Here is an 11,792-nt window from a genome sequence, read left to right as displayed (position 1 = left end):
CGCCCGTGGCTTACCAGACCTTGATGCGCTGATCCGGCGCCAGGTAGAATGTCTGGCCCGGTTTGACGTCGAACGCCTTGTACCAGGCGTCGAGGTTGCGCACGACATAGGGGCGCCAGTTGCCCGGCGTGTGCGGGTCGGTGGTCAGTTGCTGCTGCACCGCAGCGTCGCGCGCCTTGTACCGCCAGACCTGCGCATAGCCGAGGAAGAAGCGCTGATCGGCGGTGTAGCCGTCGATCACCGGCGCCGGCTTGCCGTGGAGCGACAACTGGTAGGCGTCGTAGGCGATGTTGAGGCCGGCGAGGTCGGCCATGTTCTCGCCCAGCGTCAGTTCGCCGTTCACATGGCTGCCGGGGATCGGTTCATAGGCGCCGTACTGGGCGACGACCTTGTCGGTATAGGTCTTGAAGCGGGTGACATCCTCCGCCGTCCACCAGTCGGCCAGGTTGCCCTGCGGGTCGAATTTGCGGCCCTGATCGTCGAAATGGTGGCTGAGTTCGTGGCCGATGACCGCGCCGATCGCGCCGTAGTTGATCGCGTCGTCGGCATTGGGGTCGAAGAACGGCGCCTGCAGGATCGCCGCCGGGAACACGATTTCGTTCATCAGCGGGTTGGCATAGGCGTTGACCGTCTGCGGGGTCATCCCCCACTCGCTTTTGTCGACCGGCTTGCCGATCTTGTCGAGGTTGCGCTGATATTCGAAGCGGCGGGCGCGCTGGGCGTTGCCGAAGGCATCGTCGCGGCGGATCTCCAGCTTTCCATAATCGCGCCATGTGTCGGGATAGCCGATTTTCGAGGTGAAGGCGGCGAGCTTGGCGCGCGCTTTGGCCTTGGTTTCAGGCGCCATCCACGCCAGCCGCGACAGTCGGCCGTCGAGCGCGGTGCGCAGATTGGCGACGAGCGCCTCCATTTTTGCCTTGGATTCGGGCGGGAAATATTTGGCGACGTAGAGTTCGCCGACCGCTTCGCCCATGCCGCCGTTGACCAGATCGACGCCGCGCTTCCAGCGTTCCTTCAACTGCGGCGTGCCGGCGAGGGTGTTGCCGTAGAGCGCGAAATTGGCGTCGACGAACGGCTTGGACAGCAGCGGGGCGGCGTTGCTGATCGCGCGGAAGGCGAGATAGTCCTTCCACGTGTCCAGCGGTTCCGACGCGACGAGGGCGGCGATGCCGGTGACGGCGCTCGGTTGGGTGACGACGATCTGCGGCTGGTCGGCGACGCCGGCGGCGGTCAGGAAGGCATGCCAGTCGAAGCCGGGGTATGTGGCGGCGATGTCGGCGGTGGCGACCGGGTTGTAGAGCTTGTCGATCTGGCGCGATTCGGCGCGGGTCCAGTGGGTCTGGGCGATCTTGGTCTCCAGGTCGAAGATGCGCTGCGCCTTCGCCGCCGCGTCGCCGATGCCGGCAAGGGTCAGCAGCTGGGCGATATAGGCCTGATATTTGGTCCGCGCCTCGGCGAATTTCGGATTGTCCTTGACCAGATAATAGTCGCGGTCGGGCAGGCCGAGCCCGCCCTGGCCGATGTAGACGGCGTAGACGGTGTTGTCCTTCAGGTCCTGTTCGACCCCGCCGCCGATCGGCGTGTCGATGCCGAGCCACTGGTCCTCGCCGAACAGCCGGGCGATATCGCTGGCCGACTTGGCCGCCGCGATCTCTGCAAGTTGCGGTTGCAGCGGCGTGGCGCCCTTCGCCTCGATCGCCGCTTCGTCCATGAAGCTGGCGAAATAGTCGCCGACCTTCTGCGTCGCGGAACCGGGCGCGGCATGGGCGCCGGCCGATTCCTCGATCACCGCGCGGGTGCGCTGGTCCGACAGGTCGCGCAGCACGACCATAGAGCCCCAGGAGGCACGGTCTTCGGGAATGGCGGTCGCCTTGTCCCAGCCGCCATTGGCGAATTTGTAGAAATCGTCGCCGGGCGCGACGCCCCTGTCCATGCCGGCGATGTCGAAGCCGAAGCTGCCGAAGGTCGGCTTCGCCGGCGTCGCGGCGGCCGGTGCCGCCTGGGCGACGGCAGGTTGGGCGAGGGTGGTCGCCAGAGCGAGCATTGCCGCCCCGATCAGATTGCGCTTGGTCATCGAAGTCCCCGGGATGCTGATATGGATGGGCCTGTTGTAAACGCACGGTTTTCGCAGGCAAGGCGTGGCGATGTCGTTCGTCGGCGCCGGGCGGGGGTTCGCCGAAGCGGGCGGGATCCAGGGGATCGTGGCGGGTGGGGGAGCGGGCCGGTGCAGCTTAAACAGGGCAAACTCTAACCCGCTGCGGGGAGACGGAGGCGGACGAGGAGGCCGCCGAGGTCCTCGCTTTCCTCCAGCGCGACCGAGCCTTCGTAGATTTCGGCGACGTCGCGGACGATGGCAAGGCCGAGGCCGGTGCCGGGCTTGGTGGTGTCGAGCCGTTCGCCGCGCTGGAACAGCCGCTCGCGCTTTTCCTCCGGGATGCCGAGGCCGTCGTCCTCGATCGCGATATCGACGAAGCCGTTGTCGGCGCCGACGGTGACGAACACGCTGCCGCCGCCGTATTTCGCCGCGTTCTCGATCAGGTTGCCGAGCATTTCGTCGAGGTCCTGCCGCTCGACGCGGACGGCCAGGTCCTTGCGCCCGTCCATGTCGAGGCGGACATTTTCGTAGAGGCGGGAGACGGCGCGTTCGACCGCCTGCAGGCTGGGCCACACCTCCGCCCGGCTATGGGCGTGGCCGCGCCGGCCGACGGCGCGGGCGCGGGCGAGATGGTGGTCGACCTGCCGGCGCATCGTCGTCGCTTCGCGCATCACCGATTCGGCCAGATCCGGCGCGGCGGCGGTCGCCGCGTTCATGATCACGGTCAGCGGCGTTTTCAGTGCGTGGGCGAGGTTGCCGGCATGGCGCCGCGCCTCTTCCGCCTGCCGTTCGTTATGTTCGAGCAGGGCGTTCAGTTCCTCGACCATCGGCGTGACCTCGTTCGGCATCGCTTCCGTCACCCGGCTGGCCTTGCCGGTGCGCATCGCGCTGATCGCTTCCCGCACCTTCCTGAGCGGCCACAGGCCATAGAAGGTCTGCAGCGCGGCGAGCGCGATCAGCCCGATACCGAGCAGCGCGAAGCTCTTGATCAGCGTTTCGCGCAACGTCGCGATCTGGGCGTTCAGCCCTTCGCGCGACTGGGCGACCTGGAACCGCCAGACGACCGACGACCCCGGCAGTTTCAGATCGCGTTCGAGCACGCGCAGCGGCGCGTCCGCAAATTCCTTGCTGTCATAGACATGGACATTCTCGTCGGCATGGCCGGGGGCGACGGCGAGCGCGCGATCCCACAGCGAGCGCGAACGGAAATGGTCGAAGCCGTCGCCGCTGATCTGGTAATAGAGGCCGGAATAGGGTTCGAGAAAGCGCTGGTCGCCGAGCGGGCGGTTGAGCAGCACCTCTCCATTCGGGCCGATTTCCGCCGAGGCGATCATCGCGGTCAGCACATATTCGAGCGATTCGTCGAAATTGCGGGTGATCGCCGTGCTGAGCACCCGATCGAGCGCCATGCCGCCGCCGAGCAGCAGCAGGCTGATCCACAGCGCGGCGACGACGATCATCCGCCGGCTGAGCGAGCCGGTCGAACGCCGCCGCGCGGGAGTTTCCGGCAGGTCGTCTGGTTCGGCGGTCATTCAAAGCGCGGGCGCGGTCAGGCGTCCGGGTCCTCCAGACTGTAGCCGAGGCCGCGGATGGTGGTGATGACGTCGGCGCCCAGCTTTTTGCGGATACGGGTCACGAACACTTCGATCGTGTTCGAGTCGCGGTCGAAATCCTGATCGTAGATATGCTCGATCAGCTCGGTGCGGCTGACCACCTTGCCCTTGTGGTGGAGCAGGTAGCTGAGCAGCTTGTATTCCTGCGCGGTCAGCTTCACCGGGTCCCCGGCGAGGGTGACCTTGCCGCTGCGCGTATCGAGGCGGACATCGCCGGCGGTCAGTTCCGAACTGGCATTGCCGGAGGCGCGGCGGATCAGCGCGCGCAGCCGGGCGATCAGTTCTTCCGACTGGAACGGCTTGGCCAGATAATCGTCGGCGCCGGCGTCCAGCCCGGCGACCTTGTCCGACCAGCTGTCGCGCGCGGTCAGCACCAGCACCGGCATTGTCCGCCCGTCCTTGCGCCAGCGGTCGAGCACGGTCAGCCCGTCGATTTCCGGCAGGCCGAGGTCGAGGATGACCGCGTCGTAGCTTTCGGTCGCCCCCAGAAAATGGCCGTCCTCGCCGTCGGTGGCGAGATCCACCGCATAGCCCGCGGCTTCGAGGGTATTGCGGAGCTGCTGGCCCAGGCTCGGTTCGTCCTCGACGATCAGAACGCGCATCGGATTCCTTTCGGGAAACGGGTGTTCGCTTGTCTAGAGCAAGCGGGGTGATAGGTGAACCACGCCGCTTGCTCTATAATTTTGTCGCAGCGACGCTTTTGCTGGAAACCGGCATCCATTCCGCCGCGCGCCGCCTTAATAGCCCGAACGGCCGCGCACCTGTCCAGTCCGGCCGTCGACGTCGACCCAGATGACCTGGCCGCCGCGCAGAAATTTCAGCCGGTAGTTGCCGCTGGCCGAATCGAATTCCGGCCCGATGTAGGTGGAGCCGGGCATGCGCGGGACGACACGCCCTTCGATTTCCCGCAGCGAGCGGACCTGCCCGTGGACACGGGCGCGATACGCTTCGTACTGGTCGCCGCGCCGGGCGCGCATCGCTTCGTAGGGGTTGCGTTTTTCCGGCATCGGATAGGCGGCGTTCGGATCGCCGCGTCCGTTGGGGCGCCGGGCATTGTCCGGGTTGCCGCGCCGGGCGCGATAGACTTCGTACAGACTGCCGCGCGGCCGGACATCGCCGCGCCGAGCTTCGTCTTCCTGCGCGCCGCGCTGCTGTGCCGCCGCCGGCGCGACCGTTCCGGTCAGGCCGGACGCCGCCAGCGCCGCCAGGGCAAGATGCGTCGAAATCCTCATTTCGCCGACCGCCATAAGCGGCAAGGCTTGAATAGGCCATGAATGTGACGGATCAGCCGAAAGTGCGAGCCGACGGGGTGACGGACGCCGCCCGACCGACTATCGGGCAGCGGCGATGGCGGCACCGATCCTCTCTTACGAAGGCCTTGGCCTGATCCAGGGCAGCGGCTGGCTGTTCAGTGCGCTGGACATCCACATCAACCCACGCGACCGGCTGGCGCTGATCGGCCGCAACGGCGCCGGCAAGACGACGCTGCTGCGCCTGCTCGCCGGGCAGATCGACGCCGATGCCGGGCGGCGGACCATCGTGCCGGGCGCCCGCGTCATCCTGCTCGAACAGGACCCGCCGGTCGCCGCCCACCCGACGCTGCGCGATTTCGCCCTGTCCGGGCCGGATGCGCCGGAGCGCCACGCGGTCGAGGCGATCGCCGACCAGATCGGCCTCGACCTCGGCCGGCCGGCGGCGACGGCGAGCGGCGGCGAGCGGCGCCGCGCCGCGATTGCCCGCGCGCTGGCGCAGGAGCCGGACGTGCTGTTGCTCGACGAGCCGACCAACCATTTGGACCTGATGGCGATCGACTGGCTGGAGGGCTGGCTGAACCGATTCGCCGGCGCCTTTCTGGTCATCAGCCACGACCGCACCTTCCTGACCCGGCTGACCCGGTCGACGCTGTGGCTCGACCGCGGCAGCCTGCGCCGCGCCGAGATCGGCTTTGGCGGGTTCGAGGGGTGGATGGAGAAGGTCTACGCCGAGGAAGCGCGCGCGGCGGAGAAGCTGGACGCCAAGCTGAAGCTGGAGCTGCACTGGCTGGAACGCGGCGTCACCGCGCGCCGCCGCCGCAACCAGGGGCGGCTGGAAAAGCTGAACCAGATGCGGGCGCAGCGCGCGGCGATGCTTGGCCCGGCCGGTACCGCCAAGCTGGCGGCGGCGAGCGACGACGTGAAGACCAAGTCGGTGATCGTCGCCGACAAGGTGAGCAAGCATTTCGGCGAGGGGGCGGAGCGCCGCGCCGTCATCCGCGACTTCACCCTGCGCATCCAGCGCGGCGACCGAATCGGCATTGTCGGCGCCAACGGCGCGGGCAAGACGACGCTGCTGCGCCTGCTGACCGGCGAGCTGGCGCCGGACGAGGGCAGCGTGACGCTGGCGCGGACGCTGGACGGCATTGTCATCGACCAGCAACGCAGCCTGCTGGAACCGCAGAAGCGGGTGCGCGACATACTCGCCGACGGTGGCGACTGGATCGACGTGCGCGGGACACGCAAGCATATCCAGGGCTATCTGAAGGACTTTCTGTTCGCGCCGGGGCTGGCGGACGCGCCGGTCGGCACGCTGTCCGGCGGCGAACAGTCGCGGTTGCTGCTGGCCCGCGAGTTCGCCCGCGCATCCAACCTGCTGGTGCTGGACGAGCCGACCAACGACCTGGACCTGGAGACGCTTGACCTGCTGCAGGAAGTGATCGCCGATTATGACGGGACGGTGCTGATCGTCAGCCATGACCGCGATTTCCTCGACCGGACGGTGACGCTGACGCTGGGCCTCGACGGGTCCGGCAAGGTCGACGTCGTTGCCGGCGGCTATGCCGACTGGGAACGGCGGCGGGCGCCAGTGGCGGAACCGCGCAAGCCGGCGGCGGCGAAGGCGCAGGCCGCGCCGCCGCGCACCCCGGCGACCAAGCTCAGCTACAAGGACCAGCGCGATTATGATCTGCTGCCGGCGCGGATCGAGGCGATCGAGGCGGCGATTGCCCGCGACGAGGCGGCGCTGGCCGATGCCGACCTGTATACGCGCGATCCGGCGCGCTTCGCCGCGCTGACCGAGGCAATTGCCGCCGCCCGCGCCGAGAAGGATGCGGCCGAGGAACGCTGGCTGTTGCTGGCCGAACAGGTCGAGGCGCTGGGCTAGGGGCTTCAGCCCTTTGCGGCGCGGCGGCGGCGCGCCGGTTTCGGCGGCGCGTCCGGGTTGCCGGTTTCGGCGCTGCGTTCCAGCGCGGTCTTGATCATCGCCAGCAGCGGATCGGCGAGCATCAGGCCGAGCAGGCCAAGGACGCTGCCGACCAGCACCTGCCAGCCGAGCGTCAGCGCCGGCGGCATGTCCACCGTCTTGCGCGCGACCAGCGGGATGACGACGTAGCCGTCGAAAGTCTGGACGATGAAATAGGTGGCGATCGCCCACAGCCCGGTATCCATCCCGGCGCTGAAGCCCACGGCGACCATCAGCACCCCGCTGACGAAGGCGCCGATATTGGGAATGAAAGCGAGGATGCCGGTGATGATGCCGAGCAGCAGCGCCATCGGCACCCCCCCGATCGACAGCACGATCCAGATCAGCACCCCTTCGAACAGCATGCCGAACAGCCGGCCGGCGAGCAGCCGGCGCAGCACCAGCGCCATGTGGTCGAGGGTGTGGCTGAACTCGACGCGTGATTCGCGCGGGACCAGCCATTCGAGTCCCTGACCATAGGCGCGCGGTTCCATCGCCACGAACAGGCCGATGGCGAGGATCATCACCGCGCTGCCGATCGCGCCGGCGGCAGTGCCGACCCAGCTGGTCAGCCGGCCGATCGACCCCATCGCCTGCTGCGCCAGGCCGGACAGATCGGTCTTGCCGGCGGGCAACAGGCCGGTGCCCGACAACCAGTTGAAGAAGCGCACCGCCTGTTCCTGGACGACGGCGCTCAACTCGCTTGCCTGCGCCGCGATCTCCACCCCGGCGAGGATCGTCGTTCCGGTGATGAATATGGTGACGGCGAGGGTGACGAGCAGCAGCCGCCAGCCGCGGCCGATCGGCAGCACCCGGCCGAGCAGCCGGACGCCGCCGTCGAGCATCGACGCGAGCACCAGCCCGGCGAGGATCAGCATGATCGGCTGGATCAGCAGCACGACCAGCGCGAAGCCGACGATCAGCGACAGCCAGACCAGCGCGCGCTTCACTTCGAAGCGCAGCGCCGGATCGGCCATTTCAACGGGGCCCGGCCCCTGTGGCGGAAGGGCCGGTTTGTCGCTCATCGGGCGTCTTCATCCGGGTGGAGGCTGGTCCCCGCCCGGCCGGAGCGCAGCGCGGTGATCCAGCTGATCGGGTTGTACAGAACCGTGTCGCCATCGAGCGAGAAGGTGATGAATTCCGCGCGGCCGCCGAGATTTTCCCACGGCACCGGCCCGCCCAGCCCCATGTCGGCGATCGACACCCGGCTGTCGGCGCTGCGGTCGCGGTTATCGCCCATCACGAACACATTGTCGGCCGGGATGGTCAGCGCGGCGAAATTGTCGGTCGGCCCGTCGCCCAGGTCGATCGTGTCGTAGCTGCGGCCGTTGGGCAGGGTTTCCCGCACGATCGGCAGGCGGCAATATTGCTTGCCGTCGGGCTGGGTGACCAGCCGGCCGGGGAACTGAATATCGCTGCACGGCGCGTTGGTGTCGACCGGGATCATCGCGTCGGCGCGGCGCGCCCGCTTCACCGGCACGCCGTTGATGATGAGGGTGCCGCCGCGCATTTCCAGCCGGTCGCCGGGCAGGCCGACGACGCGCTTGATATAGTCGACCCGCTCGCCGGGCGGCGAGATGATCACGACGTCGCCGCGTTCCGGCAGCCGGCCGAACAGCCGGCCGGGGAAATAGGGTAGCAGGTGGAAGGTCGGCGAGACGAACGACCAGCCATAGGGATATTTCGACACGACCAGCCGGTCGCCGACCAGCAGCCCCGGCATCATCGATTCCGACGGGATGTAGAACGGTTTGGCGATGAAGCTGTGGAAGGTGAACACCGCCAGCACCAGCCAGAATATGCCCTTGATCTCACCCCACCAGTCGGTGCCCTTCTTCCCCTTCTTGTCGATGGGGGCGGGCGTCGTGGTGTTGCTGTTCGAATCGCTCAAGCGATTCCCTCCTTCGGCACGGCCTCGATGATGACGAAAGCCTGTGCCCAGGGGTGATCGTCGGTCAAGGTCAAATGAATCCGGGCGTCATAGCCCGGCGGGATCAGGGATTGGAGCCGTTCTTTCGCGCCCCCGGTCAACGCCAGCGTCGGCGCCCCGGACGGGGCGTTGACGACGCCGATGTCGCGCATGAACACGCCGCGCCTGAAGCCGGTTCCAACCGCTTTCGAAAAGGCCTCCTTGGCGGCGAATCGCTTGGCATAGGTGCCGGCGCGGGTCAGCGGCCGGCGTGCCGCCCTGGCGCGTTCGGCATCGGTGAACACCCGCTGCTCGAACCGCGCGCCGAACCGGGCGAGCGAGGATTCGATCCGCGCAATGCTGCACAGATCCGAGCCGACGCCGACGATCACCGCGCTTCGGCCATCAGCGCCTTCATCCGCGCGACGCTGGCGGCGAGGCCGGTGAAGATCGCTTCGCCGATCAGAAAATGGCCGATGTTCAGCTCGGCGACCTGCGGAATCGCGGCGACGGGGATCACCGTATCGAAGGTCAGCCCATGGCCGGCGTGGACCTCTATGCCGTTCTTGGCGGCGAGGGCGGCGGCATCGGCGAGGCGGCGCAGTTCGGCGACCCGGCCGGCACCGTCGAGATTCGCATAGCGACCGGTGTGCAGTTCCACCACCGGCGCGCCGAGCGCCACCGCCGCCGCGATCTGGCGCGGGTCCGGTTCGATGAACAGGCTGACCCGGATGCCGGCGTCGCGCAGCGCGGCGACGAACGGGGTCAACGCCGCCTGCTGGCCAGCGACGTCCAGCCCGCCTTCCGTCGTCCGCTCCGCCCGCTTTTCGGGGACGATGCAGGCGGCATGGGGGCGGTGGGCCAGCGCGATCGCCAGCATTTCCTCCGTCGCCGCCATTTCCAGATTCAGCGGCAGCGCGATGTCGGCCATCAGCCGGGCGATGTCCGAATCGGTAATGTGGCGCCGGTCCTCGCGCAGATGCGCGGTGATGCCGTCCGCGCCGGCGCCGGCGGCGACCACCGCCGCGGCGACCGGATCGGGATGCGCGCCGCCGCGCGCGTTGCGGATCGTCGCGACGTGATCGATGTTGACGCCCAGTCGAAGGGTCATGCCGCGCGGCTCCCCGGTTTCACCGCGGGGATCGCCGCAAGGTCCGGCGGCAGCGAATCGGCGGCGTAACTGGGTACCGACAGGCGGATCAGCGGATAGAAGGGGACACCAAGGTCGGCGGCGCCGTCCGACCGGTCGACCAGTGCGCCGGCGGCGATCACTTCACCCCCGGCGCGGTGGATCGCGGCAATCGCTTCGCGCGACGACAGGCCAGTGGTGACGACGTCCTCCATCATCAGCACGCGCTGGCCTGGGGTGAGGCGGAAGCCGCGGCGCAGCGCGAAAACGCCGTCCGGCCGTTCGACGAACAGCGCGTCGACACCGAGCGCCCGGCCCATTTCATGGCCGATGATGATGCCGCCCATCGCCGGGGAAACGACGACGTCGATCGCCGATCGCACCGCCGCCGGCAGCTTTTCGACCAGCGCCGAGGCCAGCCGCGCGCCGCGCGCCGGGTTCATCAGCACCCGCGCGCATTGCAGATAACGCGGGCTGCGCAGCCCCGACGACAGGATGAAATGGCCCTCCAGCAGCGCCTCTGCGGCGCGGAATTCCGCCAATATCTCGTCGTCTGTCATGCCCTTTGCCTTGTCCTTCAGCGCGGCCGCCCTGATAGGGTCGGCGGCGCTGTGGCGCAATGGCCGGAAAAAAGGCGCCAAGATGCTTGAGACAGCGGGACGGCGAGCATATAAGCCCGGCATCTTGCTCGAGGATCAGGGTCCAAGGGCCGCCGCGCGCGTGCGGCCAAGCCGGGGTAAAAGACAGAATATCATGATCAAGTTCACGCCGTTCCTGCTCGCTTTCGGCCTTATCGCGGCGTCTGCCGCGACGGCCCAGCCGGCCCCAGCGCCGGCGCCGGTCGCGCCCGCCACGGTTGCCGCGCCGGCGCCGATCACGCCGGTCGCGACCCCGGCCGCTGACGCACCGGCCGCCGCCGAATCGCAGGCGGTGGAAGCGCCGGCCCCGTTGCTGCCCGACCCCAATGTGGGCATGCCGCAGGCCGGATCGATGCAGGTCGAGCATCAGGTGACCCCGAACGGCCAGGAAGCGCTGTGGATCCATGACGCCGTGCTGATGCCGGTCATCGTCGCGATTACGCTGCTGGTGCTGGTGCTGCTGGTGTGGGTGATGTTCCGTTACCGCGCGAGCGCCAACCCGGTGCCGTCGCGCACCTCGCACCACACCGTCATCGAGGTGATCTGGACGCTGGTGCCGGTGTTTATCCTGCTGGCGATCGCGGTGCCGTCGATCGGCCTGCTTGCCGCGCAGTTCAAGCCGGCGTCGAAGGACGCGCTGACCATCAAGGTGGTCGGCAACCAGTGGTACTGGACCTACGAATACCCGGACAATGGCGGCTTCGAGATCATCTCGAACATGCTGAAGGACGACGTCGCGCCGGGTGAGCGCCAGCGCGCCGACGCCGACGGTCCGCCGCTGCTGGCCGTCGATAACCGCATTGTCATGCCGGTTGGCCGGCAGATCAAGCTGATCGTCACGTCCAACGACGTGATCCATAGCTGGGCGATTCCCGCCTTCTGGACCAAGATGGACGCGGTCCCCGGCCGGCTGAACGAAGTGCAGTTCACTGTCGAGAAGGAAGGTCTGTATTTCGGCCAGTGTTCCGAGCTGTGCGGTGCCCGCCACGGTTTCATGCCGATCGCGGTCGAGGTGGTCAGCCCCGAGCGTTTCGCGCAGTGGGTCCGTTCCAAGGGCGGCACGATGCCGGAGGACGCGCCGGCCGCCGCCGAGACGCCGGCCGCCGAAGCGCCAGCCGCCGTCGCCGCCGCTCCGGCCGAAGCGCCCGCCGCTGCTCCTTCTCAGGCCGCAACGGCCAATTCGGGTAACTGA

The 11,792-nt window shown here is 68.1% G+C and carries 11 protein-coding genes; 2 read left to right on the top strand and 9 right to left on the bottom strand.

Annotated elements, in window-relative coordinates:
• Positions 1-10 precede the first annotated feature (10 nt).
• The 4 genes from ACMT1E_RS12230 to ACMT1E_RS12215 all read right to left on the bottom strand — a co-directional run bounded on the left by ACMT1E_RS12230 (position 11) and on the right by ACMT1E_RS12215 (position 4,940).
• Positions 11-2,074, bottom strand: coding sequence for a M13 family metallopeptidase (locus ACMT1E_RS12230; RefSeq protein ID WP_414900565.1), 2,064 nt, complete (start codon positions 2,072-2,074; stop codon positions 11-13).
• Positions 2,075-2,247: 173 nt separating this feature from the next.
• On the bottom strand, positions 2,248-3,555 hold the full coding sequence (locus ACMT1E_RS12225; RefSeq protein WP_414903417.1) for an ATP-binding protein: 1,308 nt from the start codon (positions 3,553-3,555) through the stop codon (positions 2,248-2,250).
• 89 nt (positions 3,556-3,644) lie between these two features.
• Positions 3,645-4,310, bottom strand: coding sequence for a response regulator transcription factor (locus tag ACMT1E_RS12220; protein WP_414900564.1), 666 nt, complete (start codon positions 4,308-4,310; stop codon positions 3,645-3,647).
• 135 nt (positions 4,311-4,445) lie between these two features.
• Positions 4,446-4,940, bottom strand: coding sequence for a hypothetical protein (locus tag ACMT1E_RS12215; protein ID WP_414900563.1), 495 nt, complete (start codon positions 4,938-4,940; stop codon positions 4,446-4,448).
• Positions 4,941-5,055: 115 nt separating this feature from the next.
• Between ACMT1E_RS12215 and ACMT1E_RS12210 the strand changes: the two genes are divergently transcribed.
• Positions 5,056-6,846: an ABC-F family ATP-binding cassette domain-containing protein gene (locus tag ACMT1E_RS12210; RefSeq protein ID WP_414900561.1), complete on the top strand. Its 1,791-nt coding sequence runs from the start codon at positions 5,056-5,058 to the stop codon at positions 6,844-6,846.
• A 5-nt stretch (positions 6,847-6,851) separates the two neighbouring features.
• On the opposite strand, the gene ACMT1E_RS12205 is transcribed toward ACMT1E_RS12210, so the two are convergent.
• The 5 genes from ACMT1E_RS12205 to pyrE are packed head-to-tail and all read right to left on the bottom strand — an operon-like array spanning position 6,852 to position 10,522.
• Entirely contained in the window at positions 6,852-7,949 is a 1,098-nt protein-coding gene (locus tag ACMT1E_RS12205) for an AI-2E family transporter (protein ID WP_414900560.1), read from the bottom strand.
• Complete coding sequence (gene lepB / locus ACMT1E_RS12200) at positions 7,946-8,815, bottom strand: signal peptidase I (RefSeq protein ID WP_414900559.1); 870 nt, start codon at positions 8,813-8,815, stop codon at positions 7,946-7,948. The genes ACMT1E_RS12205 and lepB overlap by 4 nt, the downstream gene beginning before the upstream one ends.
• Positions 8,812-9,225 carry a holo-ACP synthase gene (gene acpS / locus ACMT1E_RS12195; protein ID WP_414900558.1) on the bottom strand — a complete coding sequence of 138 codons (414 nt, stop codon included), beginning with the start codon at positions 9,223-9,225 and terminating at the stop codon, positions 8,812-8,814. Before acpS ends, lepB begins: the two co-directional genes overlap by 4 nt.
• A complete protein-coding gene (locus ACMT1E_RS12190) occupies positions 9,222-9,944 on the bottom strand; it encodes a pyridoxine 5'-phosphate synthase (protein WP_414900557.1) in 723 nt (240 codons plus the stop codon). The genes acpS and ACMT1E_RS12190 overlap by 4 nt, the downstream gene beginning before the upstream one ends.
• Positions 9,941-10,522 carry an orotate phosphoribosyltransferase gene (pyrE, locus tag ACMT1E_RS12185; protein ID WP_414900556.1) on the bottom strand — a complete coding sequence of 194 codons (582 nt, stop codon included), beginning with the start codon at positions 10,520-10,522 and terminating at the stop codon, positions 9,941-9,943. Before pyrE ends, ACMT1E_RS12190 begins: the two co-directional genes overlap by 4 nt.
• A 193-nt stretch (positions 10,523-10,715) precedes the next feature.
• Here pyrE and coxB point away from each other — a divergent pair, with 193 nt between their 5' ends.
• Positions 10,716-11,792 carry a cytochrome c oxidase subunit II gene (gene coxB, locus ACMT1E_RS12180; RefSeq protein WP_414900555.1) on the top strand — a complete coding sequence of 359 codons (1,077 nt, stop codon included), beginning with the start codon at positions 10,716-10,718 and terminating at the stop codon, positions 11,790-11,792.

The sequence above is a fragment of the Sphingomonas flavalba genome, assembly GCF_047553045.1.
Lineage (GTDB): Bacteria > Pseudomonadota > Alphaproteobacteria > Sphingomonadales > Sphingomonadaceae > Sphingomonas_L > Sphingomonas_L flavalba_A.
This window is presented reverse-complemented; position numbering and strand designations above follow the sequence as displayed.